The sequence below is a fragment of the Streptomyces sp. NPDC029292 genome (genome assembly GCF_055569295.1).
The window spans coordinates 620,718-645,631 of record NZ_JBVHXR010000002.1; the positions used below are offsets into that span (position 1 = coordinate 620,718).

General features: G+C 69.6%; 23 protein-coding genes. 10 read left to right on the forward strand and 13 right to left on the reverse strand.

Features of this window, described 5'->3' with window-relative positions; all coding sequences use genetic code 11:
- Positions 1 to 66 precede the first annotated feature (66 nt).
- From ACZ4WS_RS07705 to ACZ4WS_RS07715, 3 genes are all read right to left on the reverse strand, one after another.
- Positions 67 to 267: a CstA-like transporter-associated (seleno)protein gene (locus ACZ4WS_RS07705; RefSeq protein WP_467978115.1), complete on the reverse strand. Its 201-nt coding sequence runs from the start codon at positions 265 to 267 to the stop codon at positions 67 to 69.
- Positions 239 to 2,407: a carbon starvation CstA family protein gene (locus tag ACZ4WS_RS07710; protein WP_467978116.1), complete on the reverse strand. Its 2,169-nt coding sequence runs from the start codon at positions 2,405 to 2,407 to the stop codon at positions 239 to 241. Before ACZ4WS_RS07710 ends, ACZ4WS_RS07705 begins: the two co-directional genes overlap by 29 nt.
- Before the next feature lie 190 nt (positions 2,408 to 2,597).
- On the reverse strand, positions 2,598 to 3,362 hold the full coding sequence (locus ACZ4WS_RS07715; protein WP_467978118.1) for a GntR family transcriptional regulator: 765 nt from the start codon (positions 3,360 to 3,362) through the stop codon (positions 2,598 to 2,600).
- Between the two features lie 402 nt (positions 3,363 to 3,764).
- Here ACZ4WS_RS07715 and ACZ4WS_RS07720 point away from each other — a divergent pair, with 402 nt between their 5' ends.
- The 4 genes from ACZ4WS_RS07720 to ACZ4WS_RS07735 all read left to right on the forward strand — a co-directional run bounded on the left by ACZ4WS_RS07720 (position 3,765) and on the right by ACZ4WS_RS07735 (position 8,483).
- A complete protein-coding gene (locus ACZ4WS_RS07720; RefSeq protein ID WP_467978120.1) occupies positions 3,765 to 5,042 on the forward strand; it encodes an extracellular solute-binding protein in 1,278 nt (425 codons plus the stop codon).
- Positions 5,043 to 5,139: 97 nt separating this feature from the next.
- Positions 5,140 to 6,129 carry a carbohydrate ABC transporter permease gene (locus tag ACZ4WS_RS07725; RefSeq protein ID WP_467978122.1) on the forward strand — a complete coding sequence of 330 codons (990 nt, stop codon included), beginning with the start codon at positions 5,140 to 5,142 and terminating at the stop codon, positions 6,127 to 6,129.
- Positions 6,126 to 6,956, forward strand: coding sequence for a carbohydrate ABC transporter permease (locus ACZ4WS_RS07730; protein ID WP_467978124.1), 831 nt, complete (start codon positions 6,126 to 6,128; stop codon positions 6,954 to 6,956). Before ACZ4WS_RS07725 ends, ACZ4WS_RS07730 begins: the two co-directional genes overlap by 4 nt.
- A gap of 9 nt (positions 6,957 to 6,965) precedes the next feature.
- Entirely contained in the window at positions 6,966 to 8,483 is a 1,518-nt protein-coding gene (locus tag ACZ4WS_RS07735) for a glycoside hydrolase family 3 protein (protein ID WP_467978125.1), read from the forward strand.
- An 87-nt stretch (positions 8,484 to 8,570) separates the two neighbouring features.
- On the opposite strand, the gene nagB is transcribed toward ACZ4WS_RS07735, so the two are convergent.
- Positions 8,571 to 9,356, reverse strand: coding sequence for a glucosamine-6-phosphate deaminase (nagB, locus tag ACZ4WS_RS07740; RefSeq protein ID WP_467978127.1), 786 nt, complete (start codon positions 9,354 to 9,356; stop codon positions 8,571 to 8,573).
- 592 nt (positions 9,357 to 9,948) lie between these two features.
- The gene (locus ACZ4WS_RS07745) at positions 9,949 to 10,701 is read right to left on the reverse strand and encodes an SDR family oxidoreductase (RefSeq protein WP_467978129.1); all 753 of its coding nucleotides are present in this window, start codon (positions 10,699 to 10,701) and stop codon (positions 9,949 to 9,951) included.
- A gap of 146 nt (positions 10,702 to 10,847) precedes the next feature.
- On the opposite strand from ACZ4WS_RS07745, the gene ACZ4WS_RS07750 reads away from it, so the two are divergent.
- Both ACZ4WS_RS07750 and ACZ4WS_RS07755 read left to right on the forward strand, forming a co-directional pair.
- Positions 10,848 to 11,489 (forward strand): TetR/AcrR family transcriptional regulator, encoded by a 642-nt coding sequence (locus ACZ4WS_RS07750; RefSeq protein ID WP_467978348.1) that lies wholly within the window; start codon positions 10,848 to 10,850, stop codon positions 11,487 to 11,489.
- A gap of 613 nt (positions 11,490 to 12,102) precedes the next feature.
- Positions 12,103 to 13,569, forward strand: a complete 1,467-nt coding sequence (locus ACZ4WS_RS07755) for a sensor histidine kinase (protein WP_467978350.1) — start codon at positions 12,103 to 12,105, stop codon at positions 13,567 to 13,569.
- A 236-nt stretch (positions 13,570 to 13,805) separates the two neighbouring features.
- Here the strand turns inward: ACZ4WS_RS07755 and ACZ4WS_RS07760 are convergent, their stop codons facing one another.
- Together ACZ4WS_RS07760 and ACZ4WS_RS07765 are read right to left on the reverse strand one after the other, a co-directional pair.
- The gene (locus ACZ4WS_RS07760; RefSeq protein ID WP_006380970.1) at positions 13,806 to 14,063 is read right to left on the reverse strand and encodes a WhiB family transcriptional regulator; all 258 of its coding nucleotides are present in this window, start codon (positions 14,061 to 14,063) and stop codon (positions 13,806 to 13,808) included.
- Between the two features lie 318 nt (positions 14,064 to 14,381).
- The gene (locus tag ACZ4WS_RS07765; RefSeq protein ID WP_467978130.1) at positions 14,382 to 15,350 is read right to left on the reverse strand and encodes a diacylglycerol/lipid kinase family protein; all 969 of its coding nucleotides are present in this window, start codon (positions 15,348 to 15,350) and stop codon (positions 14,382 to 14,384) included.
- 148 nt (positions 15,351 to 15,498) lie between these two features.
- On the opposite strand from ACZ4WS_RS07765, the gene ACZ4WS_RS07770 reads away from it, so the two are divergent.
- Complete coding sequence (locus ACZ4WS_RS07770) at positions 15,499 to 15,948, forward strand: hypothetical protein (RefSeq protein ID WP_467978132.1); 450 nt, start codon at positions 15,499 to 15,501, stop codon at positions 15,946 to 15,948.
- Positions 15,949 to 16,105: 157 nt separating this feature from the next.
- On the opposite strand, the gene ACZ4WS_RS07775 is transcribed toward ACZ4WS_RS07770, so the two are convergent.
- The 3 genes from ACZ4WS_RS07775 to ACZ4WS_RS07785 form a co-directional block, all read right to left on the reverse strand.
- Positions 16,106 to 17,239 carry an RNA polymerase sigma factor SigF gene (locus ACZ4WS_RS07775; RefSeq protein ID WP_467978134.1) on the reverse strand — a complete coding sequence of 378 codons (1,134 nt, stop codon included), beginning with the start codon at positions 17,237 to 17,239 and terminating at the stop codon, positions 16,106 to 16,108.
- Complete coding sequence (locus ACZ4WS_RS07780; protein WP_467978136.1) at positions 17,236 to 17,649, reverse strand: ATP-binding protein; 414 nt, start codon at positions 17,647 to 17,649, stop codon at positions 17,236 to 17,238. Before ACZ4WS_RS07780 ends, ACZ4WS_RS07775 begins: the two co-directional genes overlap by 4 nt.
- A 283-nt stretch (positions 17,650 to 17,932) precedes the next feature.
- Positions 17,933 to 18,193, reverse strand: a complete 261-nt coding sequence (locus ACZ4WS_RS07785; protein WP_467978137.1) for a UBP-type zinc finger domain-containing protein — start codon at positions 18,191 to 18,193, stop codon at positions 17,933 to 17,935.
- A 61-nt stretch (positions 18,194 to 18,254) separates the two neighbouring features.
- Here ACZ4WS_RS07785 and ACZ4WS_RS07790 point away from each other — a divergent pair, with 61 nt between their 5' ends.
- On the forward strand, positions 18,255 to 19,850 hold the full coding sequence (locus tag ACZ4WS_RS07790) for a Na+/H+ antiporter (protein WP_467978139.1): 1,596 nt from the start codon (positions 18,255 to 18,257) through the stop codon (positions 19,848 to 19,850).
- A gap of 18 nt (positions 19,851 to 19,868) precedes the next feature.
- Here ACZ4WS_RS07790 and ACZ4WS_RS07795 read toward each other — a convergent pair whose 3' ends face one another.
- The 3 genes from ACZ4WS_RS07795 to ACZ4WS_RS07805 form a co-directional block, all read right to left on the reverse strand.
- On the reverse strand, positions 19,869 to 20,819 hold the full coding sequence (locus ACZ4WS_RS07795; protein ID WP_467978141.1) for a 1-aminocyclopropane-1-carboxylate deaminase/D-cysteine desulfhydrase: 951 nt from the start codon (positions 20,817 to 20,819) through the stop codon (positions 19,869 to 19,871).
- A 36-nt stretch (positions 20,820 to 20,855) separates the two neighbouring features.
- Positions 20,856 to 21,446, reverse strand: a complete 591-nt coding sequence (locus tag ACZ4WS_RS07800; RefSeq protein WP_467978143.1) for an N-acetylmuramoyl-L-alanine amidase — start codon at positions 21,444 to 21,446, stop codon at positions 20,856 to 20,858.
- A 135-nt stretch (positions 21,447 to 21,581) separates the two neighbouring features.
- Entirely contained in the window at positions 21,582 to 21,815 is a 234-nt protein-coding gene (locus ACZ4WS_RS07805) for a hypothetical protein (protein WP_467978145.1), read from the reverse strand.
- Between the two features lie 200 nt (positions 21,816 to 22,015).
- On the opposite strand from ACZ4WS_RS07805, the gene ACZ4WS_RS07810 reads away from it, so the two are divergent.
- Positions 22,016 to 23,422, forward strand: coding sequence for a family 2B encapsulin nanocompartment shell protein (locus ACZ4WS_RS07810; RefSeq protein ID WP_467978147.1), 1,407 nt, complete (start codon positions 22,016 to 22,018; stop codon positions 23,420 to 23,422).
- 127 nt (positions 23,423 to 23,549) lie between these two features.
- Positions 23,550 to 24,659, forward strand: coding sequence for a family 2 encapsulin nanocompartment cargo protein polyprenyl transferase (locus ACZ4WS_RS07815; RefSeq protein ID WP_467978149.1), 1,110 nt, complete (start codon positions 23,550 to 23,552; stop codon positions 24,657 to 24,659).
- Positions 24,660 to 24,914 lie beyond the last annotated feature (255 nt).

Genomic DNA, 24,914 nt, shown 5'->3' on the forward strand with positions numbered 1-24,914 from the left:
GCGCAAGCGGAACCCCCCGTCCGTATATCGGTCCGCAACGACCTGCGCATATCCGCATATCCGCTCTCAACAGCAGCGGAATCCTTGTCGGGGATCCTTCTCCTGGCGGTCCGTGCGCGCCCGCTCGAACTCACGGCGTGACGGCACGGACGCGTCCGGATGGTCCTTGCGGACGTGGGCGACAAAGCGGTCGTACCCGGATTCGTCGGTCAACTCCCGGACGTACCACCGCAGTCCGCTAATCGCGCTGCGCAGCGCCGACCGCATCGAGCTCCTCCGCCTTCTCCTCCTGGGTCGGGATCAGCCCGGCCGGGGCGACGATCTTCGACTCCACGTACGGCGCCTCGCTGAGCGTGGAGAGCGCGGGGCGGCGTACGTGCCGGACGCAGACCCGGGCCGCGTCCGCGATCACGACGACGATGAGGACAGCGAGCACCGCCGAAAGGACGCCGTCCACCGTGGAGTTGGTGACCACGGTGTGCATGTCGTCCATGCTCTTGGCGGGCGGCAGGACCTTTCCGGCGTCGATGCCGTCCTGGTAGACCGAGCGCTGCTTGAAGAAGCCCACGCGCGGATCGCTGGAGAAGACCTTCTGATAGCTGGCCGTGAGCGTCACCGTGGCGTCCCAGACGAGCGGAATCCCGGTGATCCAGGCCCACTTGAGGCGCCCGGACTTGACCAGCAGGGTCGTGCAGACGGCGAGGGCGACCGCGGCGAGCAGCTGGTTGGAGATGCCGAAGATCGGGAACAGCTGGTTGATGCCACCGAGCGGTTCGTGGACACCGACCCAGAGGAAGTAGCCCCACAGGCCGGTCACGACGGCGCTCGTGATGACCAGGCCCGGCTTCCAGCTCACGTTCTTGAAGGGCCGGTAGACGTTGCCCAGCATGTCCTGGAGCATGAACCGGCCCACGCGCGTGCCCGCGTCCAGCGCGGTCAGGATGAACAGCGCCTCAAACATGATCGCGAAGTGGTACCAGAACGCCCGCAGGCTCCCGCCGGTCACCTTGGAGAAGATCTCCGAGACGCCGATGGCGAGGGTGGGGGCGCCGCCCGTGCGGGAGAGCAGGGTCTGTTCCTCGACCTGGTGGGCCGCTTTCGCCAGGTCCGCGGGCGAGATGGTGTACCCGAAGTTCGCGACCGCGTGGGAGGCCGACTCCACGGTGGTGCCGATGACCCCGGCCGGCGCGTTCATCGCGAAGTACAGCCCCGGGTCGATGATGCATGCCGCCACCAGCGCCATGATCGCGACCGACGACTCCATCAGCATGGAGCCGTACCCGATCATCCGGACCTGCGTCTCCTTCTGGATCATCTTGGGCGTCGTACCGCTCGATATGAGCGAGTGGAAGCCGGACAGCGCTCCGCAGGCGATGGTGATGAAGACGAACGGGAAGAGCGAGCCCGCGAAGACCGGGCCGTCGCCCCGCTTGGCGAAGTCCGTGACCGCGTCCATCTTCAGCGTCGGCAGCGCGATGACGACGCCGAGCGCGAGCAGCGCGATCGTGCCGATCTTCATGAAGGTGGAGAGGTAGTCGCGGGGCGCCAGGAGCATCCACACGGGCAGGATCGAGGCGATGAAGCCGTACGCCACCAGCCAGATGACCAGGGTGGAGGGGGCGAGGGTGAAGGTGTCGGCCCAGGACGACTCGGCGACCCAGCGGCCCGCGACGAGTGCGAGCAGGAGGAGGGCGACACCGATCAATGACACCTCGCTGACCCGTCCAGGGCGCAGTACACGCAGGTAGAAGCCCATCAGCAGGGCGATGGGGATGGTCATCCCGATGGAGAAGGTGCCCCAGGGCGAGGCGGCGAGCGCGTTCACGATCACCAGCGCGAGCACCCCGAGCAGGATGATCATGATGGCGAAGGCGGCGAGCAGCGCGGCGGCCCCGCCGAACGGGCCGATCTCCTCGCGGGCCATCTGCCCGAGGGAGCGCCCGTCCCGCCGGGTCGAGAAGAACAGGACCACCATGTCCTGGACCGCGCCCGCGAAGATCACGCCGACGATGATCCAGATGGTGCCGGGCAGGTAGCCCATCTGCGCGGCCAGTACCGGCCCGACCAGCGGGCCCGCGCCCGCGATCGCCGCGAAGTGATGGCCGAGCAGCACCCGCCGGTCGGTCGGGTGGAAGTCGATGCCGTTGTTCAGCCGCTCCGCCGGGGTCGCCCGGGTCTTGTCGACCTTGAGCACCTTGTACGCGATGAACTTCGCGTAGAAGCGATAGGCGAGGGCGTACGAGCCGAGGGCGGCGGCGACCATCCAGGCGGCCGACACGTTCTCGCCCCGCGCGAGCGCGAGCACGGACCAGCCCGCGGCGCCGACCAGCGCGACGAGGGTCCAGATGACGATGGTGCGGGGAGTTGCCTTGCGGGGTGATCCCGTACGAGGGCTTTCGGTGCGCATGGGCCGTCCTCCCGTCCGTGGGTGACGGGAGGACCGTAGAGCAGGAAGAGGAGCTGCGCTACACCACGTGCACTACCTCAAGTGGCTTGTTTCGGCAGGCGTTCGAGGGTGGCTGGTCCTGCGGGCGTTCGAGCACGGCTCGTCCTGTGGGCGCTTGAGTACGGCCGGCCCTGCGGGCGCTTGAGTACCGCTAGTCCTGCGGGCGCTTGAGCCGTGCGACGAACTTGTACCGGTCGCCCCGGTACACCGACCGCACCCACTCCACCGGCTCGCCCTGCTTGTCCAGCGAGTGCCGGGAGAGCATCAGCATGGGCAGGCCGACGTCGGTGCCGAGCAGTCCGGCCTCGCGCGGGGTGGCCAGCGAGGTCTCGATGGTCTCCTCGGCCTCGGCGAGATGGACGTCGTACACCTCGGCGAGCGCGGTGTAGAGGGACGTGTACTTGACGAGTGACCTGCGCAGGGCGGGGAAACGCTTCGCGGACAGGTGGGTGGTCTCGATGGCCATCGGCTCACCGCTCGCCAGGCGCAGGCGCTCGATCCGCAGCACCCGCCCCCCGGCCGAGATGTCGAGCAGCCCGGCGAGGGTCTCGTCGGCGGTGATGTAGCCGATGTCCAGGAGCTGCGAGGTGGGCTCCAGGCCCTGGGCGCGCATGTCCTCGGTGTACGAGGTGAGTTGGAGCGCCTGGGAGACCTTGGGCTTGGCGACGAAGGTGCCCTTGCCCTGGATGCGTTCGAGGCGGCCCTCGACGACCAGCTCCTGAAGGGCCTGGCGCACGGTGGTGCGCGAGGTGTCGAACTCGGCGGCGAGGGTGCGCTCGGGGGGTACCGGCGTGCCGGGCGACTGCGTCTCCGTCATGTCGAGCAGGTGCTTCTTCAGGCGGTAGTACTTGGGCACGCGCGCGGTACGGATGGGGGCCCCACCCTCGTTCTCCGCACTGCTGACGTCGGTGCTCATGCTCTGCCTTCCCGGCTCCGGGTGCCGAAGCGACCGACATCCCCATCGGTCACGGCTCACATCGTGGCACGGCTTCATGTGCGAGTGGTCCCCGCACGCTCCGTGATCCCCTCTATATACCGTCGGCGTTCCTGTTGGTCTAGTCCACCGCGCGGAGTCGGGTCGCGTGAGCTTCGCAAACGGCCCTGTCTTTTATGTCACTTACCTACTTAAAGGTCCTTGCATATGTAGGTCCCATAACGGACGACTGGACGGGCTTACACACCCTTGACACCCCTCTAGGTCTAGGCCAAGCTCCCCGTACTGGTCTACACCATTGGTCCAGTCCCGGCCCCAAGGGCAGTACTCGGCGTATGTCACGCGGTGGGCAGGGGGGTTTGTGGCATCCCTGAGGAGGGTGGCGTGAAGCGCAAGCTGATAGCCGCGATCGGTATCGCGGGCATGATGGTCTCCATCGCGGCGTGCGGGGGCGACAACGGCGACAGCAGCAAGAAGACCGGGGCCGACGGTTACAAGGGGCAGACCCTGACCGTCTGGGCCATGGACGGCTCGACGCCTCCCGGCTGGACCAAGGACCTGACGGCGGCCTTCGAGAAGAAGACCGGCGCCAAGCTGAAGTTCGAGACCCAGCAGTGGAACGGCATCCAGCAGAAGATCACCACCGCGCTCTCCGAGGACACCCCGCCGGACGTCATCGAGGTCGGCAACACTCAGACGCCCGCCTACGCGGCCACCGGCGGCCTCGCCGACCTGACGGATCTCAAGGCGGAGATCGGCGCCGACTGGACCGAGGCCCTCAACGGGTCCTCCGTCTATGACGGCAAGCAGTACGCGGCCCCGTGGTACTTCGCCAACCGCGTCGTCATCTACAACAAGAAGGTCTGGGCGGACGCCGGCATCAAGGACACCCCGAAGACCCGGGACGAGTTCTTCAAGGACCTCCAGGCCATCGACAAGAAGACCGACGCCGAGCCGATCTACCTGCCCGGCCAGAACTGGTACTTCTTCGACGGCCTGACCATCGGCCAGGGTGCCGACCTGGTGAAGAAGGACGGCGACAAGTACGTCTCCAACCTCGCCGACCCGAAGGTCGCCAAGGCCATGGAGATCTACAAGGAGTACCAGTCCTACTCCAAGGCCCCCAAGGACAAGGACGAGGCGACCCCGCAGCAGGCCGAGGTCTTCGCCAAGGGCAAGACCGGCGCCTTCATCGGCATGGGCTGGGAGGCCGGCACGGCCATCGCCGCCAACAAGAGCATCGAGAAGAACATCGGCTACTTCACCATCCCGGGTGAGACCGCCGACAAGCCCGAGGGTGTCTTCCTGGGCGGCTCCAACTTCGCCGTGGCCGCGGGCAGCAAGAAGCAGGACCTCGCCAAGGAGTTCCTGAAGCTGGCCCTGTCCGACAAGTTCGAGGGCGCGCTCGCCAAGGAGAACGGCGTCATCCCGAACAAGGAGTCGCTGCAGTCCAACCTCTCGGCCAACCCCGCCGCGGTGGCTGCCGCCCCGGCCGCGGCCGGCGGTGGCACCACGCCGCTGATCCCCGAGTGGGCCGCCGTCGAGAACGCCCCGAACCCGATCAAGACCTACATGACCGCGGTGCTGAACGGTAAGTCGCCCGCCGACGCCGCCAAGCAGGTCGAGGCCGAGATCAACAAGCGTCTCTCGCAGACGAGCTGATCACCCGCGCCGGGGCGCCCCCGAAGAGGGTGCCCCGGCGCAGTGGTGCATCGAGCAGTGGTGCATCGACCAGTAGGGCCACAGAGAGATGGCGAGCATGTCAGTGCAGACCGAACCCGCGGACACGGCCGCGGCGGCCGGGATCCGCAAGAGTGACGCATCCCCTCCGGGAGGCGGGGAGAACCGGGCGAGGAGACGAGGCGGCGCGTCCGCCCCCTATCTGCTCCTGCTGCCCGCGTTGGCGGCCACCGCGGTGCTCCTCGGCTGGCCGCTGGTGAAGAACGGCATGCTGTCGTTCCAGAACCTCAACCCGCGGCAGCTGATCCTCCACCTCACCGAGTGGAACGGGATCGACAACTACCAAGAGGTCCTGTCCGGCTCCGAATTCTGGAACGTCGCCGCGCGGACGGTCGTCTTCACCGCCGCCAACGTCGTCCTCATCATGGTGCTCGGCACCCTCGTCGGCCTGCTCCTGGCCCGGCTCGGCAAACGCATGCGGCTGACGCTGCTGCTCGGTCTGGTGCTGGCCTGGGCGATGCCCATGATCGCGGCCACCACTGTCTACCAGTGGCTGTTCGCCCAGCGCTTCGGCGTCGTCAACTGGATGCTGGACAAGCTCGGTTGGCACTCCATGGCCGACTACAACTGGTTCGGCACCCAGTTCTCCACCTTCTCCGTGGTCACCCTGTTGATCGTCTGGCAGTCCGTCCCCTTCGTGGCGATCAACCTCTACGCCGCGACGACCACGATCCCCAAGGAGCTGTACGAGGCCGCCTCGCTGGACGGCGCCGGCGCCTGGAAGTCCTTCACCTCGGTGACCTTCCCGTTCCTGCGGCCGTTCCTGTGGGCCACGACGTTCCTCGAGGTCATCTGGGTCTTCAAGTCGTTCACACAGCTCTTCGCGATGAACGCGGGCGGCCCCGACCGGCTCACCGAGACCCTGCCCATCTACGCCTTCGTCGAGGGCGTCGGCAACCAGCACTTCGGCATGGGCGCGGCGATCTCGTTCCTCACCATCCTGATCCTGCTGGCCCTGACCGCGTACTACCTGCGCACCGTGCTCAAGCAGGAGGAGGACGAGCTGTGAAGCGCTCCCTTGTCGGCCGTCTGTGGCCCAACGCGACAGCGATCGCCCTCTTCGTGGTCTTCGCGTTCCCCGTCTACTGGATGTTCGCCACGGCCTTCAAGCCGACCGGCGACATCATCTCCGAGGCCCCCGTCTTCTTCCCGACCGACGTCACGCTGGAGCACTTCAAGAAGGCCGTGGACGCGGACCACTTCTGGCCGCTGGTCGGCAACTCCGTGACCGTCACCGTGCTGTCGGTGCTCCTGTCGCTCGTCATCGCGCTGCTCGCGTCCTTCGCGCTCGCGCGGATGCGGTTCAAGGGGCGGCGCGGCTTCATCGTCACGTTCATGATCGCGCAGATGGCCCCCTGGGAGGTCATGGTCATCGCGATCTACATGCTCGTGCGCGACTCCGAGATGCTCAACAGCCTGGTCCCGCTGACCTTCTTCTACATGGTCATGGTGCTGCCCTTCACCATCCTGACGCTGCGCGGATACGTCGCCGCCGTGCCGAAGGAGCTGGAGGAGTCGGCCATGGTCGACGGCTGCACCCGTACCCAGGCCTTCATCAAGGTGATCTTCCCGCTGCTCGCGCCCGGCCTGATGGCCACCTCGCTCTTCGGGTTCATCACCGCCTGGAACGAGTTCCCCATGGTCCTCATCCTCAACAAGAACGCCGAGGCCCAGACCCTCCCGCTGTGGCTGTCCAGCTTCCAGACGACCTTCGGCGACGACTGGGGCGCCACCATGGCAGCGGCCTCGCTCTTCGCCGTACCGATCCTGATCCTCTTCGTCTTCCTCCAGCGCAAGGCCGTCAGTGGCCTCACCTCAGGCGCCGTGAAGGGATAACGCCACCCGATGACGACACTCGCCAGTGGTACCGACACCCTGACCCGAGACGCCCTGACCGTTCTCCAGCCCGGCTTCACCGGGACCACGGCCCCCGACTGGCTGCTCCGCCGCCTCGGGGAAGGCCTGGCCTCCGTCGGCCTCTTCGGCCGCAACATCGCCTCCCCCGAGCAACTGGCGTCCCTGACCGCCCAGTTGCGCGCCGAACGTGACGACGTGCTCGTCGCCATCGACGAGGAGGGCGGCGACGTCACCCGCCTGGAGGTCCGCACCGGCTCCTCCTTCCCCGGCAACCACGCACTGGGCGCGGTGGACGACGTCTCGCTCACCCGGGACGTGGCCTTCGAGCTCGGCCGCCGCCTGGCCGCGTGCGGGGTGAACCTCAACTGGGCGCCGTCGGCGGACGTGAACTCGAATCCGGACAACCCCGTGATCGGCGTACGTTCCTTCGGCGCCGACACCGGCCTGGTGGCCCGGCACACGGCCGCCTATGTCACCGGGCTCCAGGCGGCGGGCGTCGCCGCCTGCACCAAGCACTTCCCCGGGCACGGCGACACGGCGGTCGACTCGCACCACGCGCTGCCGCGCATCGACGCGGAGCTCCCGGTCATCGAGGCCCGCGAACTCGTCCCGTTCCGGGCCGCGATCGCCGCGGGCACCCGGGCGGTGATGAGCGCGCACATCCTCGTCCCGGCCCTGGACCCGGACCGCCCGGCCACCCTCTCCCGCCGCATCCTCACGGGCCTGCTCCGCGAGGAACTCGGCTACGACGGCCTCATCGTCACCGACGGCATGGAGATGCAGGCCATCGCCGCGACGTACGGCATCGAGCGGGGCAGCGTGCTGGCCATCGCGGCCGGCGCCGACGCGATCTGCGTGGGCGGGGGACTGGCGGACGACGAGACGGTACGGCGCCTGCGCGACGCCCTCGTCTCGGCGGTCCGCACGGGCGAACTCCCCGAGGAACGCCTCGCGGACGCGGCTTCCCGGGTACGGGCGCTGGCCGCGTGGACGGCATCGGCGGCACTGGCGACATCAGCGGCTGCGGCGGCAGCCGCTGATGCCGCGGCTCCGAACGGTGACGCCGAGGTCGGCCTTGTCGCCGCCCGCCGAGCGCTCACGGTGACGCACGCCGAGACCTACACTCCGATCACCGAGCCCCCGTACGTCGTCGCCCTCACCCCGGCCGCGAACATCGCCGTCGGTGACGAAACCCCCTGGGGCGTGGCCGCGGAACTGGCCCGTCTGCTCCCCGGCACGGAGACCGCGGGCTTCACCGGTGAGGACGCGGGCGCCGTGGCCCTCGCCGCCGCGGGCCCCCGCCGCATCGTCGCCGTCGTCCGCGACGAACACCGCCACCCCTGGATGGCCACGGCCCTCGACACCCTCCTCACCGCCCGCCCCGACACGATCGTGGTCGAGATGGGCGTACCGCAGGCTCCGCCCCGGGGCGCCCTCCACATCGCGACGCACGGCGCGGCGAGGGTGTGCGGGCGGGCGGCGGCGGAGGTCATCGCGGGGAAGTAGTCGCGTGAACGCGCAGGTGCCGGGCCTCCCATGGGAGACCCGGCACCTTCACGCATCCGCGTCCTGCACGCATCCGCGTCCGTGACGCTAAATCCCCTGCCAGTCCGGCTTGTTGGCGAACGTGTGCCGGAAGTAGTCCGCAAGCTTCAGCTTGGACGCCGCAGCCTCGTCCACGACCACCGTGGCATGCGGGTGGAGCTGCAACGCGGACGCCGGGCAGACCGCTGCCACCGGCCCCTCGACGGTGGCGGCCACCGCGTCCGCCTTGCCCTCGCCCGTCGCGAGCAGCACCAGATGCCGGGCTTCCAGAATCGTCCCGATGCCCTGCGTGATCACGTGATGGGGCACCTGCTCGATCTCGCCCTCGAAGAACCGCGCGTTGTCGACCCGGGTCTGCTGCGTCAGCGTCTTGATCCGGGTCCGCGAGGCGAGCGAGGAGCACGGCTCGTTGAACCCGATGTGCCCGTCCGTCCCGATCCCGAGCAGCTGGAGATCGACCCCGCCGGCCTCCGCCAGCGCCCTGTCGTACGTCTCGCACGCGGCCTGCACGTCCTCGGCGGTGCCGTCCGGCCCCATGAACGCGTCCATGCCCAGCCCCAGCGGCTCGAGCACCTCGCGCCGCAGCACCGACCGGTAGGACTCGGGATGCTCGGCCGGCAGCCCCACGTACTCGTCGAGCTGCGCGATCCGCGCACCCGAGGCGTCCACGGCACCGGAGCTCACCTTGGCCGCCAGCGCCTGGTAAATGGGCAGCGGGGTCGAGCCGGTGGCCACGCCGAGCAGGGCGTCGGGCTTGCGTCGGAGCAGCTCCGCCATGGCCTCGGCGATCAGCTCGCCGCCCGCCTTGGCGTCCGGGACGATGACAACTTCCACGCTGGGCCTGCCGATCTGGAGAGGGGACTCAACTGGAACCCGAAGGGGGACACATGTGGTATAGACCAATCTAGCAGAGCCCCACCCTACCGTCGCCCCGAACGCCCCACCTGCTCGGGACCTCCGACGCCATGGGCGCAGGGGTGCGCGAGCTCCGCCCGGGGCGCACACCTGGACGTCCGAGGGGCGGCCATGGACACGTACCCGCACCGTGCGCCCCGACCCGGGGCACACGCGCACCGCGAGCCCGACCTGACGCGCGTGCGCACCGCGAGCCCACCGGACATACACGCGCATCGCGCGCCCCGATCCGGGTGCGCACCGCCCCCGCGAGCCCGACCGTACTCACGCGCGCATCGTGCGCCCCGACCCAGGCGCGCACCGCACCCGCGAGCCCGCCCCGGACGCACACCGCACCGCGGAGCCCGCCCCAAACGCACACCCGAACCCGCGAGAGCCCCGCCCCGGACGCGCGAGCCCCCGCCCAGGGAGTGCAATGGAAGCCGCACGCCGTCCGGCTCACGAGGAGGTACCCATGACCGCCACGCCTCCGGACCCCCAGGGCGCACTCCAGGGTGACCCACTGAGCCGCCTAGGTCAGAGACCCCCCCGTCGCGTCCACCCAGCTCCCCGTGATCCACCGCCCGCCGTCCGACGCCAGGAAGGCCACCACGTCGGCCACGTCCGCCGGCATCCCCACCCGGCCCAGCGCCGATATCGCCGCGGCCTGCGCCCACGCCTCGTCGCTCGCGCGCAGAAACCCGGCGGTGTTGTCGGTATCGATGATCCCCGGCGCCACCGAGTTCACCGTGATGCCCCGGGGGCCCAGCACCTTGGACAGGTCCCGGGTGAAGACGTCCAGGGCGGCCTTCGTCATCGCGTACGCCATCTTGTCCGGCATCACCGCGTTGCGTGCGAGCCCCGAGGAGATGTTGATGACGCGCCCGCCGTCCCGCAGCCGGTCGAGGCCGTACTTCACGATGAAGTGGGGTGCCTTCACATTCACCGCGAAGACCTTGTCGTACTCCGCCTCGTCGATCTCGTCGAGGCTCCGGGACGTGCCGATCCCGGCGTTGTTCACCAGGATGTCCAGCCCGTCCGCGTGCCGGTCGAACTCCTCCCACAGCGCTTCGGCGTCGCCCGGCAGCCCCAGCTCCACCCCGATCGTGAACGCCGAGCCCCCCGCCGCCTCGATCGCGGCGACCGTCTCCTTCGCCGCCGCCTCATTACTGCCGTAGTGCACGGCCACCCGTGCGCCGTCCCGCCCCAGCCGCTCGGCGATGCCCCGCCCAATGCCCCTGCCGCCGCCCGTGACGAGTGCCGTCCTGCCCATGAACACGCCCATGCCCGACGCCCCCTCCGTATTTCGCTAGTGGTCGCTACAGAAAAAACCGTACAACAGCCCACCGACATTTCTCTAGCACCCGCTATAAAATCCACCCCATGGTGAGCAGGCAGCAGACCGAGCCGGAGACGCCGACGACGCCGGGGATGCCGACGGCGTCAGTGACGCCGAGGACGAAGAACACCAAGGCGGTGGTGGCCAAGCCGCGCGGCCGCCCCCGCTCCTTCGACCGCGAGACCGCCCTGGAGAAGGCGATCCTCGCCTTCTGGGAGCACGGGTACGAGGCGACCTCCGTCTCCGACCTCACCCGCGTCATGGGCATCGGCGCACCGAGTCTGTACGCGGCGTTCGGCGACAAACGGTCACTGTTCGACGAGGTCGTCCGTGAATACGGCACGAAGTACGGCTCGTTCGGTGCGCGCGCACTCGCCGAGGAACCCACGGCCCGCGCCGCGGTCGAGCGGACGCTGCGGGAGGCCGCAGTCGAATACACCGCCCCGGGCCACCCGCACGGCTGCCTGGTCATCCACGCGGCAACCAACTGCACGTCACCTGAGGTCGAGGAGTCCCTGCGCGAGCGGCGCAACGCCAACATCGCCGCCATCGAGAGCCGTATCAAGGCGGATGTCGCCGCGGGCGAGCTGCCCGCGGACACCGACGCCGCGGCCCTCGCCCGGCACACCGGAGCGATGGTCCAGGGCATGTCCCAGCAGGCCCGCGACGGCGCCACCAAGGAGGAACTGGAGGCCCTCGCCGAACTCGCCATGGTGCTCTGGCCCCGCGCGTAGCCCGCCGCGCGCATCGCGAGGCGCGCGGCGGGCTGTGTCCAGCGGCAGGTGCCCGCAGTTCTCCAGCGCGAAGAACGTGCCACGCGCGGCCGTGATGTCTGACGGACAGCTGCGCACGTAGTCACTCAAAGTCACTGGCGCCGAAAAAGCAGGGCCCCAGGCCCGAAACTGGCCCCGGTCATGACGCGAATACGGCCCCTGACGCGGAGCTGAGCGGGTTAGTCTGCGTGATGGATGCCGTTGGATGTTGGATAAACAGACAACAGCAAACATCCGCCGACGCATGGACAGAAGGCACATGGAGCAGGAGCATGGTCTAGTCCACAATGCTTGGTAACTGAACAAGCCTCCGTCTTCCCCGCACAGGAAGGCGGATCGAGGAACCGGCGCTCTCTGCCCTGACTGCTCCGGCTCCTCTCCTTCGGCCGATCGGGACCGCACACCCCGCGGCCGTTGCTGCTCCGGGCTGCGGTGCCGGGAGGGTCGAGGGTCCCTCCCAGGCGCCGCGGCCCGCGGGTGTTTCCGGGCCCGTGCGAAGCCCCCCGGAGCCCGCGCGAGTGGCTGATTTCGAGGCCTGTCGCATGCGCCGGGTACGCTCGCACACGTGCCCTCCATGAACGACCTCGTACGCCAGCACACCGCACTCGGTGACTCCGATCTCGAGTGGCTGCATCTGCTGGTCTCGGAGTGGCAGCTGCTCTCCGACCTCTCCTTCGCCGACCTCGTGCTGTGGGTCCCCACGCGCGACGGCACCCGCTATGTCTCCGTCGCCCAGATGCGGCCCAACACCGGCCCGACCTCGTATCAGGACGACATGGTCGGCCACCTCGTGCCGCGCGGCCGCCGCCCCATGCTGGACGCCGCGCTCGACGAGGGCCGGATCGTGCGCGAGGGCGACCCGGAGTGGCGGGAAGAGGTTCCGGTACGGGTCGAGTCCATTCCCGTACGACGTGAGGGGCGCGTCCTCGGTGTCATCGCGCGCAACACCAACCTGCTCACCGTGCGCACCCCGAGCCGCCTCGAGCTGACGTACCTCCAGAGCGCCTCCGACCTCGCCCAGATGATCGCCGCGGGCACCTTCCCGTTCCCCGATCAGCAGGTCGACATGGACGCCTCCCCGCGGGTGGGCGACGGTCTGATCCGGCTCGACGCGGACGGCATCGTCCAGTACGCCTCTCCGAACGCGCTGTCGGCGTACCACCGCCTCGGCCTGGCCGCCGACCTGGTGGGCCACAACCTCGGCGTGACCACCGCCGAACTCGCCCCGTCCCGCGGCCCGGTGGACGAGGCGCTGGCCAAGGTCGCCAGCGGCTGGGCGCCCCGTGAGTTCGAGATCGAGAGCGGCGACGGAGTGATCCAGCTGCGCGCGATCCCGCTCAAGCCCAAGGGCACCCGAGTCGGTTCACTCGTCCTGCTGCGCGACGTCACCGAACTGCGGCGCCGCGAGCGCGAGTTGATCACCAAGGACGCGACCATCCGGGAGATCCATCACCGGGTGAAGAACAACCTTCAGACGGTGGCGGCGCTGCTCCGGCTGCAGGCCCGGCGCATCGACTCGGACAAGGGCCGCGAGGCCCTGGAGGAAGCCGTACGCCGGGTCGGTTCGATCGCGATCGTGCACGAGACGCTCTCCCAGAACCTGGACGAGCGCGTGGAGTTCGACGAGATCGCCGACCGGGTGCTCGCCATGGTCGCCGAGATCTCGCCCGGCAAGGTCACCGGGCGGCGCACCGGCCGCTTCGGCATTCTGGACGCGGAGGTCGCGACCCCGCTCTCCATGGTCCTCACGGAAATTCTGCAGAACGCCCTGGAGCACGGCTTCCGTGAGGGCGACCGGGGCACGGTCGAGGTCTCCGCGGTCCGCGGTGGCACCACCAAGGAGTCCCGCCTCCTGGTCACCGTCCAGGACGACGGGGTCGGGCTGCCCGAGGGCTTCGACCCGCACCGCTCGGGCAACCTCGGGCTGCAGATCGTACGGACGCTGGTGGAGGGCGAGTTGGGCGGCTCCTTCGACATGGTCGCGGCTCCGGAGCGGGGCACCCAGGTGATCCTCGACATCCCGGTACGCGCTCACAAGTAGTCGGCGCGGTCGCGAAAGGAACAGCCGCGAAACGAACGGGCGCGAACAGCGCAGCCGCAACGAGAACGGCCGCAAACAGCACAGCCGCAAACAGCAATGAGCCCCGGGCCACTTCGTGGTCCGGGGCTGAAAGCTCGTGCTATGCGCATCGGGGGTACTGCGCGCTGCGGCTCGGGGGCGGGAGATGCGTACTCGCTGTACGCGCCGCCAAGCTCAGGCTCGTGCGGGGTGGGGTATCAGGCGGTGGCCTGACGGGCCCGGTTGCGGGCGGCGCGGCGCTTCATCGCACGGCGCTCGTCCTCGCTGAGGCCACCCCAGACGCCGGAGTCCTGGCCGGACTCGAGCGCCCACTGCAGGCACTGCTCCATGACGGGGCAGCGACGGCAGACGGCCTTGGCTTCCTCGATCTGCAGCAGCGCAGGACCGGTGTTGCCGATAGGGAAGAAGAGCTCGGGGTCTTCCTCGCGGCAAACGGCGTTGTGACGCCAGTCCATGGCTGCTACCTCTCCTTGGTATTACATGCAAGTTGCTTGTGAATGTGAACGCTTTCACGAATCCCTCAACAAGTGAAGGGCCGACTGTCAGGTGACCTGACGTGGTCCTGTGATTTGAGGAGGGGTTCTGGCTCTCTGTGGGGCCGATGTTGCGGGCCGTCCCGAGCGCCACGTAGAGACTCGCAAACCTCAGCGGCGGATACAACCCCTTCAGGAAAGTTTTTTTTGATTCCTCGGTGTCGACTAGGTCACAGCCGTACTTCTATGGGGTGGACCCTGGTCTAAACGTTCGAGTGAAAGGACTTTGGGCCCTTCCGCTCACACAATCACACGCAGTGCACGGCGTACGCCTGTGAACGTCACGCTGGTGCGCAGTCCGAGGTGGTCGCCGTCCATCTGAAGGGGCAGCGGCACCTTCGAATGCAAGGTGAAGTCCGTCAGGTCGTGCAGGGACACGGCGTGCTTGCCATGGGGTCCACGCTCGGGGGACGAAGTGAGCAACTGGGTGGCATACCGGGCAACCGCGGCCGTCGACATGCGGCTGAGGGCGAGTACGTCGAGCCCGGTATCGAACGATGCCTTAGGCGACGCGTACACCGGACGATTGCCGAGAAACGTCCAGGGCGAGGTGTTGCAGATTATGGACAGAACCAGATCGGTGACCGGGTCCTGGCCGGGCCGCTCCAGGGTGATCGTTCCGTGCCGGCGGTGAGGTTCGTCCAAAAATTGGCGTACCACTTGGCGCAAATAGAGGGCGTGCGTGGAGCGCTTGCCGCGCTCGCGCTGCTGTTCGACCCGGCCTATGACCCCCGCGTCGAAGCCGAGGCCCGCGCAGAAGGTGAACCAGCGGGAGGGCACCGCTTCGTCCTCGGTGCCGGGGGTGCCCGCGGCGAGGCCGAGGCCGATCGTCCGCTCCCGCTCCTCGCGCAGTGCGTCCAGCAGGGCGCCGGTGGCTTCCACGGCGTCGTTGGGCAGACCCAGGGCGCGGGCGAAGACGTTGGTGGAGCCGCCGGGGACCACGGCGAGGCGGGGGAGGCGCTCCGGATCGGGGCCGTGGTGCAGCAGCCCGTTCACGACCTCGTTGACGGTTCCGTCGCCGCCGAGCGCGACCACCAGCTCGATGTCCTTGCTCTCCGCGGCGTGCCGGCCGAGGTCCCGGGCGTGCCCGCGGTACTCGGTGGTGACCGCCTCGAGCTTCATCTCGCTCGCCAGTGCGTGGATCAAGACGTCACGCGTACGCGCACTTGTGGTGGTTGCTGCCGGATTGACCACGAGAAGTGCACGCATGCGAAGCAGCGTACCTACTGGGTGGTACTCGGCCCAGACCGAGGTAGGGATCAGGTAAGAGATCGGGGTGTGAGTCAGGCGTGAGCCAGGTGTGAGTCCGCACACCCGGTGCGGTCGGCGCTCGGTGGCCGAGGGCTACTCTTCTGGGGTGAGCCCTGAGCAGAACCCCACCGCCGAAGCCCCCACCGCAGAACCCCGCCCCGGGCGGCTGACCGCCGCGGCGGCGCTGGCCGCGCTGGAGGGGCTCGCCCTGGCCGCGGGGGGCGTCTACATGCTCGTACTGGGCGTCACGGGCGACCCCGACGACCGGCAGCAGGCCGTCACCGGGGGCGTCACGCTGATCGTGCTCGCGCTGCTGCCCCTGCTGGCCGCCCGCGGACTGCTGCTCCGGCGCAGCTGGAGCCGGGGCCCGGCCGTCATCACCCAGATCATGGCGCTGCCCGTGGCCTACAACCTGCTCCAGGCCGACAGCATCGCGATCCCCGGCGGCATCGCCCTCGCGGTCGTCGCGGTCGCGGCGCTGGTGCTGCTCGTGAACCCGGCGACGACGCGTGCGCTGGGCATCCGCGGGCCGGGCGGCGCGCAGGAACCGAAGTAGAGCCGGGGCGGGCCTGCCGCCCCGGGCTCTCGGTCCGTGCCGTGTGCGTCCCTGCCGCGTCGGTCCGTGCCGCGTCCGTCGACGCCGTCTGCCCGGAGAGTTCGGCGCCGTGTCCCCGGGTCTCCGTGGCCACCGCGCCGCGGGGCGAGGCGCGCTGTTACTCCTCCACCAGCAGCTTCTCGCGGAGCTGTGCCAGGGTCCTGGCCAGCAGCCGGGAGACATGCATCTGCGAGATGCCGACCTCCTGCGCGATCTGCGACTGCGTCATGTTGCCGAAGAAGCGCAGGAGCAGGATGCGCTTCTCGCGGGGCGGGAGGTCCTCGAGGAGCGGCTTGAGGGACTCGCGGTATTCGACGCCCTCCAGGGCCTCGTCCTCGGCGCCCAGGGTGTCCGCGACGGCCGGGGACTCGTCGTCCGTGTCGGGGACGTCCAGGGACAGCGTGGAGTACGCGTTCGCGGACTCCAGGCCCTCCAGGACCTCCTCCTCCGAGATGGCCAGCTTCTCGGCCAGCTCGTGGACCGTGGGGGAGCGGCCATGCTGCTGTGAGAGCTCGGCCGTGGCCGTGGTGAGCGCCAGCCGCAGTTCCTGAAGACGGCGCGGTACGCGCACCGCCCAGCCCTTGTCGCGGAAGTGCCGCTTGATCTCGCCGACGACCGTCGGGGTCGCGTACGTCGAGAACTCGACGCCGCGCTCCGGGTCGAAGCGGTCGACCGACTTGATCAGGCCGATGGTGGCGACCTGGGTCAGGTCGTCCAGCGGCTCTCCGCGGTTGCGGAAGCGGCGCGCGAGGTGCTCGACAAGCGGCAGATGCATGCGGACCAGCTGGTTGCGCAGCTCCGCGTACTCGGCGCTGCCGTCCTTCAGCTTGCGCAGCTCGATGAACATCGCCCGTGCCCCACTGCGGTCCTGGGGGTCGTGCTGCGTGTGCTGGGCGCTCGGCCCGTGCTGCGTGCCCTGCACGCTCTGCTCCGCGTTTCGCTCGTGCTCGCTCATAGTCCCGCCCGTCACCAGCCGCCGCCCTTCCGAGGACGTGCTCCGCGCGGCACCCTCCGGATCCCGTTGCCCGTCGCCCTGGCTGAAGAGCCTCTCCCGTTCGTCCTCGTCGACCGGCGCTGTCTGCGGTGTCTCTGCGGACGCCGCGCCGTCCTCCGGGTGCGGCCGGGCCTGCTCGGGGATGCCGTCGACGCCCTCCGCCGTGCGCCGCGGCCCGCCGAGGCCGTCGACACGCTCGGCGGGAAGCTCCCGTGTGCCGCGCTCTTCGTCCCGCACCGGCCCGTCCCCGTTCCTCACGCCGGCCCGGGTCCCGCGCCGCGCTGTTTGTAGAGGCTGATCGAAACGGTCTTGTCCTCGGCGACGGTGGAGTCGACCTTGCCCGCGAGGGCCGAGAGGACGGTCCAGGCGAACGTGTCGCGCGCGGGGGCGTGACCGTCCGTGGTCGGGGCCGAGACTGTGACCTCGAGCGAGTCGTCGATGAGCCGGAAGACACAGCTGAGCACCGAGCCGGGGACGGCCTGCTGCAGCAGGATCGCGCAGGCCTCGTCCACCGCGATGCGCAGGTCCTCGATCTCGTCGAGGGTGAAGTCCAAACGGGCCGCGAGCCCGGCCGTGGCCGTGCGCAGCACCGACAGGTAGGCACCCGCGGCCGGCAGCCGGACTTCTACGAAGTCCTTCGTCGCGGGCTCGCCTGCGATCTGGGACACCCTCACCTCCATGGTGGTACAAGCTCTTTCAAGCTCTTTCGGGGCCGAGGGTCGCCCCCCGGGGTAACGCGCTACGTGGTTCAGCGGTGACGCTACCGCGCTCCCAAGTTTCCTGTCCTGGGGACCCCGCCCCTTGCTGTCACTCATAGTAAGCCCATGAGTACGGACAGTGGCTAGGGGTCTGCGGCCCCAAATAGGAAGAGCGCGCGCCGGGTTGACGTACCCAGGCGTCAGACGGTCGAACCGTCCGGATCGCGGGCCACACCCGTACGTGATCCACGAGTCATACGAGAACGTGGTCGACGAAGCACCAGCGCCAGCTCTCCCCCGGCTCGAAGGTCTGCATCACCGGATGTCCGGTCTCCTTGAAGTGCTCCGTCGCGTGCCGAAGCGGGGAGGAGTCGCAACAGCCGAGGTGCCCGCACTCCAGACACAGCCGCAGCTGCACCGGGTGCGTGCCGGTCTCCAGGCACTCCAGGCAGGTCTCGCTCAGAGGATCGGGTCCGGGGTGCGGCAGCGCGTCGGCGTGCGTGCACTGTTTCATGATTGCCAGGTTACGTCGGGGACGCGGGAAGCCGCGCGAAAACGAGGGCGGGCGGAAGACAATGCACGTTTTGCCACTGCTGTTGCTGGTCGCGGGCAGCGCCGCGGTCGCCGGGGTCGCCCGCCGTACTCCGGTCCCGGCGCCACTGCTGATCGTCGCGGTCAGCCTGATGGTCTCGTACGTCCCCGGGGTGCCCGCATACGAACTCAACCCCGAGGTCGTGCTCCCACTGGTGCTGCCCCCGCTGCTGTACACGGCGGCCACCGACAGCTCGTACCTCGATCTGCGGGCGCAACTGCGGCCCGTCGCGCTGTTGTCGGTCGGTTACGTCCTTTTCGCGACGCTGGTCGTCGGCTGGGCCGCCTATCTGATCGTGCCGAGTCTGCCGCTGCCCGCAGCGCTGGTGCTCGGGGCGGTGGTGGCGCCGCCTGACGCGGTCGCGGCGACCGCCGTCGCGCGCCGGGTGGGGCTGCCCTCGCGGATCACCACCATCCTGCAGGGCGAGTCCCTGGTGAACGACGCGACCGCGATCACCGCCTACAAGGTGGCCCTCGCCGCCGCGGTCGGCGAGGGCGCGACCTGGGCGGGCGGCGTCGGCGAGTTCCTGCTCGCGGCGGTCGGCGGTGTGCTCGTCGGGCTGGTCCTGATGCTCCCGATCCACTGGCTGCGCACGCACCTGAAGGAGGCGCTTCTCCAGAACACCCTCTCCTTGTTGATCCCGTTCGTCGCCTACGGGATCGCCGAGCAGGTCAAGGCCTCCGGGGTGCTCGCGGTGGTCGTCGTCGCGCTCTACCTCGGACACCGCTCCTGGGAGGTGGACTTCGCGACCCGGCTCCAGGAGGAGGCGGTGTGGAAGATGGTCGCGTTCGTCCTGGAGTCGGCGGTGTTCGCCCTGATCGGACTGCAACTGCCGGTCGTCATCGAGGGGCTGGGGGAGTACGCGGGCGGCCGCGCCGCCTGGTACGCGGTGGCCGTCTTCCTCGTCGTGGTCGTGACCCGGTTCGTGTGGGTGTATCCGGCGGCCTTCCTGCCGCGCATTCTTTCGGCGCGGATCCGGGAGCGTGAGGAGAACCCCACCTGGAAGGGGGCGTTCGTCACCAGCTGGGCCGGGATGCGGGGCGTGGTCTCGCTCGCCATCGCCTTCTCCATCCCGCTCACCGTGCACGGCGGCGGCGCCTTTCCCGATCGCAACCTGATCCTCTTCCTGACCTTCACGACGGTCATCGGGACCCTGGTCGTGCAGGGGCTGACGCTGCCGCCGCTGATCCGCCTCCTGAAGCTGCCCGGGCGCGACCAGCAGACCGCGACGCTCGCCGAGGCCAACGCCCAGGCGCAGGCCTCCCGGGCCGCCGAACAACGCCTCGACGACCTCCTCGCCGACGAGCGCAACGCCCTGCCCCCGCCGCTCTCCGACCGCCTGCGCACGGTCATGGAACGGCGCCGCAACGCCGTCTGGGAGCGGCTCGGCTCGGTCAACCCGGTGACCGGCGAGACTGCCGACGACACCTACCGACGCCTGTCCCGCGAAATGATCGGCACCGAGCGTGAGGTCTTCGTGAAGCTCCGCGACCACCGCTACATCGACGACGAGATGCTGCGGACGCTGCTGCGGCGGCTGGACCTGGAGGAGGCGGCGGCGTTCAGGGAGGCGGCGTGAGCGCTGCCGTGAGCACGGTCAGGAGAGCGGCGCTCCAGTGATCACCGCCGCCACCGTCGTCCCCCGCGGGAACGCGCCTTCCTCCGCCAGAGCGACAAGTCCGTACAGCATCTTGGCGACATAGAGACGTTCGACGGGCAGGTCGTGGCGGTTTTCGAAGTCCTCGGCGAAGGCGTCGAGTTCGGGGGTGGTGCGGGCGTAGCCGCCGAAGTGGAAGCGGTCGTCGAGGGACCAGGTGCCGCGGCGGGAGCCGAAGGCGGCTTGCTGGAGGTCCCGTATGTCGGCGCTGAGGAAGCCGCCCTTGAGGACGGGGATGCCCAGGGCGCGCTGGTCGGGGGCGAGGCCGGCGGCCAGGCCCGCGAGGGTGCCGCCGGTGCCGCAGGCGAGGGCGGCTACGTCGACACCGCCGTGGCCGCGCAGCTCCTCGCCGAGGCCTTGGCAGCCGCGTACGGCAAGGGAGTTGCTGCCGCCTTCCGGGACGACGTACGCGTCCTCCGCGCCCACCGCGCGCAGGATTTCGGCCAGTGTCTCCGGCTCCGCCTTGTGGCGGTACGTCGATCTGTCGACGAAGTGCAGCCGCATGCCGTCGGCCGCGCACCGGGCGAGGGAGGGGTTGAGGGGACGGTCGGCCAGTTCCTGGCCGCGGACCACGCCGACGGTGGGCAGGCCGAGGAGGCGGCCCGCGGCGGCGGTGGCGCGCAGATGGTTCGAGTAGGCGCCGCCGAAGGTGAGGACCGTGCGGCCCGCCGCCGCCCGTAGGTTCGGGGCCAGCTTGCGCCACTTGTTGCCGATCAGCTCCGGGTGGATCAGATCGTCCCGCTTGAGCACCAGCCGGACGCCGTGACGCGCGAAGCGCTCGTCCACGGCCGGACGCAACGGCGACGGCAGTCGCGGCCGCAGGCCGGTCAGGTCGAGCGCTTCAGGGACGTCAGGGACGTCAGGGCTGGTCACCCCACCATTGTCGGACATGTGTCCGGGGGGTGGGCGGCTACCGGTGGCCGATGGTCACTTCAGGCGGTCGCGGATGCGCTCCCGCAGGGAGTTCATCGTGAATCCTCTCGGGTCGACCTTGCCCGGCTGCCACTCCAGGTGGCCGATGACCGAGCGCTCCGACCAGCCGTGGTGGCGGCAGACCGCGGCGGAGACCTTCTCGATGGTTTCCAGCTGGGCCTCGGGCCAGGGGTCCTTGCCGTTGCCGAGGTTCTCGCACTCGAAGCCGTAGAAATGGCGGTTGCCGTCGGTGTTCGCCTCGTTGTCCAGGGGCAGGGCCTTCTCGGCGATCACGGCGCGCAGGACGTCGTCGTCGCCCAGGCCCGCGTGGTTGGCCCGGCCGTAGCCCACGAGGTGGAGGACGCCGTCCTTGGTGATGACGCCGTGGCACAGCGGCCCGGGCAGCTTCGTGCGACCGTTGCGACAGATCTCGACGGTGTGCTCGCTGCCCGAGGTCACCGTGTGATGGATCATCATGCCGTGCACCGGCCCCCAGGGACCCTTGTGATTGCGGTTGTGATGCTCCCAGTCGCCGACCTCGACGACGGTGACGCCTTCCTCCCTGAGCCGGTCCAGGAAAGTGCCCGCGGACATGGGTGGGGCCATGACCGCCTCCTTCGCGCTGCGCGCCGGCCACCCGTCGAGGCCGTCTCGTACCGCTGCTTGTACCCGCAACGAAGCGGCCCGGCCTACTCGTTCGCACAGCGTGCGAGCCGATCCGGACAGGAGCGGAGGAAACAGTCAGGACCGGAGGAACCCGTCCCCGTGCGTGGCGATGTGGCTCTCCAAGGCCTGAAGGGCCTGCTGGGTGGCCTCGGGGGAGCCGCTGCCCCGCCGCTCCGCGTAGTACGCGGCGCCCAGTCTCTTGAGGAGGTCACCACCGGCGCGCTGTGCCTGCACCTCGTCGATCTTCTGCTTGCCCTGCGTGAGCCCTCGCTGCGCCTGTTCCTTGGCGCGGTCCAGGAAGCCTGACATTGCCGTCTCCCGTCCTTGTCCGTCGAAGAGCCAAACGGTTGGCCGGATCTTGGAGTTCCCGACGTGACGCCTCGACAAAATCCCGCGAAGTGCCCACGCCCGGCTGATCCATTCCCCCTCATTCGTGTAATAGCACCGGCACGCTCCGTGATGGAAGGGTGGTCCCCGCAGATCAGTGCACGACTGGGAGGGCAATTTTCATGTCGGTAGGCGAAGAGGTCCGCGCCCAGCAGAACAGGCCGCAGCAGAGCCTCGGCACATCCGCCGCGCGGAACCTGGCCACCACCACCAAGTCCGCACCCCAGATGCAGGAGATCAGCTCCCGCTGGCTGCTGCGCATGCTGCCATGGGTGAACGTGCAGGGTGGCACGTACCGAGTGAACCGGCGGCTCAGCTACTCCGTGGGCGACGGCCGCGTGACGTTCGTGAAGACCGGTGACCGCGTCCAGGTCATCCCCGCGGAGCTCGGCGAGCTGTCCGTACTGCGGTCGTACGAGGATCAGGAGGTGCTCGGCGAGCTCGCACAGCGCTGCCAGCAGCGGGAGTTCGCACCGGGGGAGGTGCTCGCCTCGTTCGGCAGCCAGGCCGACGAGGTGTTCCTGCTCGCCCACGGCAAGGTCGAGAAGACCGGCACAGGTCCCTACGGCGACGACGCGGTCCTCGGCGTCCTCGCCGACGGCGCGTACTTCGGGGAGCAGGCCCTCATCGACCCGGACGCCATCTGGGAGTACACGGCCCGCGCGCTCACCGCGGTCACCGTGCTCACGCTGCCCCGCCAGGATCTCGAACAGGTCGCGGAGCGCGCCGAGTCCCTGCGCGACCACCTCCAGGAGCTGCGCGCGATTCCGGCGCAGCGCACCAACAAGTACGGCGAGAAGGAGATCGACCTCGCCGCCGGCCACACCGGAGAGCCGGACATCCCCGGCACCTTCGTGGACTACGAGGCCGCGCCGCGCGAGTACGAACTGAGCATCGCCCAGACCGTGCTGCGCCTGCACACGCGCGTGGCCGATCTCTACAACCAGCCGATGAACCAGACGGAGCAGCAGCTCCGCCTGACCGTCGAGGCGTTGAAGGAGCGCCAGGAGCACGAGCTCATCAACAACAGGGAGTTCGGACTGCTCAACAACTGCGAGTACGAGCAGCGGCTCCAGCCCCACGACGGCGTCCCCAGCCCCGACGACCTCGACGAACTGCTCAGCCGCAGGCGGGGCACCAAGCTGTTCCTCGCCCACCCGCGCGCGATCTCCGCGTTCGGCCGCGAGTGCAACAAGCGCGGACTGGTCCCCGAGAGCGTCGAGATCGCGGGCAACCGCATCCCGACCTGGCGCGGCGTCCCGCTCTTTCCGTGCAACAAGATCCCGGTCAGCGACGCCCGTACGACCTCGATCATCGCCATGCGTACCGGCGAGGCCGAGCAGGGCGTCGTCGGGCTCCAGCAGGCGGGCATCCCGGACGAGATCGAGCCCAGCCTGTCGGTGCGCTTCATGGGCATCAACGAACAGGCGGTCATCTCCTACCTGGTGACGGCGTACTACTCGGCGGCGGTCCTCGTGCCCGACGCCCTCGGCATTCTGGAGAACGTCGAGACCGGCCGGTGGCGGTGACCTTCCGCGCGCCGGTGGTCGCCGTGTTCCCGCCCTTCGGGGCGGGTACACCCAGGGGGTACGCGCCCAGCTGCCGCGGAAGCGCCACCGTCCGCAGCCTCTCCAAGGCGATCCCATAGGTGAGTTCATGACGGAGACGAAGCAGAACCCGACCGAGTCCCTGGAAAGGCGGAGCCTTATCGGGAGGCCCACGGAACGGCAGGGTCCGCCACACCCGCTCGACGGGCAGGAAGCGGCGGGGATCCTGGAGCGCGCCCGGGCGTCCGTCGACCCCGAGCTGCGCAGGGCCATCGACTCGCTGCCCGGCTCGATGCGCCGGATCGCGCTCTACCACTTCGGCTGGGAGCACGCGGACGGCACTCCGGCGGCGGGCAACGCGGGCAAGGCGATCCGGCCCGCGCTCGTACTGACCGCGGTCCGGGCGCTCGGCGGACAGCACACGACCGCCGTACGGGCGGCAGCCGCCGTGGAGCTGATCCACAACTTCACGCTGCTGCACGACGACGTGATGGACCGGGACACCACCCGCAGGCACCGCCCCACCGCGTGGACCGTGTTCGGCGACGCCGACGCGATCCTCGCCGGGGACGCCCTGCAGGCGCTGGCCCAGGGGCTGCTCGCCGAGGACCCGCACCCGGCGTCCTCGGCGGCCGCCGCCCGGCTCGCGTCCTGTGTCGTCGAACTGTGCGCGGGGCAGCACGCGGACACGGCCATGGAGAAGCGCGGTCCCGACGAGGTCACCCTCGCCGAGTGCCTCGCCATGGCCGAGGCCAAGACGGGCGCGCTGCTCGGCTGCGCCTGCGCGCTCGGGGCGCTGTACGCGGGGGCGGGGGAGGAGGACGTCGAGGCGTTGGACGCGTTCGGGCGCGAGGCGGGGCTCGCCTTCCAGCTGATCGACGACGTGATCGGGATCTGGGGGGATCCGAGCCGCACCGGCAAGCCGGCCGGGGCGGACCTCATCGCCCGCAAGAAGTCCCTGCCCGTGGTGGCCGCGCTCGCCTCCGGCACCCCGGCGGCGACCGAACTCGCCGAGCTGTACGGACTTCCTTATGAGGAAGGGGAGTTGGAACGCACGGTGCTGGCCGTAGAGCTCGCGGGCGGCCGGGACTGGGCGCAGGTCCAGGCGGCCGACCGGATGGCGCGGGCGATGCACGAGCTGTCCCGGGCGGTACCCGACCCGGAGGCGGCGGGCGGCCTCCTCGCACTGGCGGAGTTCGTGACGCGGCGCAGCAACTGAGCGCGACTGTCCCGCGATTGAAGACCCCGGAGCCGCCGGGACCGTACGGCACCTGACCTCCGTACGGCACCGGGCTCCGGCCGGGGCGGGACCCGCACATCCCCACGGTGCGCGGGACCCGCCCCCTTTGTGCGGGGCGTCCGTACCTGGGGGCTCCCCCCAGACCCCCGGTCGCCCGAAGGGCTCGTCCTCGAACGCCGGACGGGCTGAAAGATCTCCGGCGCCGCCCGGAGAAGCCCCTCCGACCAGGCTGCA

Excerpts from the sequence above, each read along its gene's own strand:
- ACZ4WS_RS07705 (WP_467978115.1), bottom strand. The coding sequence starts at position 267 with ATGCGGTCGGCGCTGCGCAGCGCGATTAGCGGACTGCGGTGGTACGTC.
- ACZ4WS_RS07710 (WP_467978116.1), bottom strand. The coding sequence starts at position 2,407 with ATGCGCACCGAAAGCCCTCGTACGGGATCACCCCGCAAGGCAACTCCC.
- ACZ4WS_RS07715 (WP_467978118.1), bottom strand. The coding sequence starts at position 3,362 with ATGAGCACCGACGTCAGCAGTGCGGAGAACGAGGGTGGGGCCCCCATC.
- ACZ4WS_RS07725 (WP_467978122.1), top strand. The coding sequence starts at position 5,140 with ATGTCAGTGCAGACCGAACCCGCGGACACGGCCGCGGCGGCCGGGATC.
- ACZ4WS_RS07735 (WP_467978125.1), top strand. The coding sequence starts at position 6,966 with ATGACGACACTCGCCAGTGGTACCGACACCCTGACCCGAGACGCCCTG.
- ACZ4WS_RS07745 (WP_467978129.1), bottom strand. The coding sequence starts at position 10,701 with ATGGGCGTGTTCATGGGCAGGACGGCACTCGTCACGGGCGGCGGCAGG.
- ACZ4WS_RS07750 (WP_467978348.1), top strand. The coding sequence starts at position 10,848 with ATGCCGACGGCGTCAGTGACGCCGAGGACGAAGAACACCAAGGCGGTG.
- ACZ4WS_RS07755 (WP_467978350.1), top strand. The coding sequence starts at position 12,103 with ATGAACGACCTCGTACGCCAGCACACCGCACTCGGTGACTCCGATCTC.
- ACZ4WS_RS07760 (WP_006380970.1), bottom strand. The coding sequence starts at position 14,063 with ATGGACTGGCGTCACAACGCCGTTTGCCGCGAGGAAGACCCCGAGCTC.
- ACZ4WS_RS07765 (WP_467978130.1), bottom strand. The coding sequence starts at position 15,350 with ATGCGTGCACTTCTCGTGGTCAATCCGGCAGCAACCACCACAAGTGCG.
- ACZ4WS_RS07785 (WP_467978137.1), bottom strand. The coding sequence starts at position 18,193 with ATGAAACAGTGCACGCACGCCGACGCGCTGCCGCACCCCGGACCCGAT.
- ACZ4WS_RS07790 (WP_467978139.1), top strand. The coding sequence starts at position 18,255 with ATGCACGTTTTGCCACTGCTGTTGCTGGTCGCGGGCAGCGCCGCGGTC.
- ACZ4WS_RS07795 (WP_467978141.1), bottom strand. The coding sequence starts at position 20,819 with ATGTCCGACAATGGTGGGGTGACCAGCCCTGACGTCCCTGACGTCCCT.
- ACZ4WS_RS07800 (WP_467978143.1), bottom strand. The coding sequence starts at position 21,446 with ATGGCCCCACCCATGTCCGCGGGCACTTTCCTGGACCGGCTCAGGGAG.
- ACZ4WS_RS07805 (WP_467978145.1), bottom strand. The coding sequence starts at position 21,815 with ATGTCAGGCTTCCTGGACCGCGCCAAGGAACAGGCGCAGCGAGGGCTC.
- ACZ4WS_RS07810 (WP_467978147.1), top strand. The coding sequence starts at position 22,016 with ATGTCGGTAGGCGAAGAGGTCCGCGCCCAGCAGAACAGGCCGCAGCAG.
- ACZ4WS_RS07815 (WP_467978149.1), top strand. The coding sequence starts at position 23,550 with ATGACGGAGACGAAGCAGAACCCGACCGAGTCCCTGGAAAGGCGGAGC.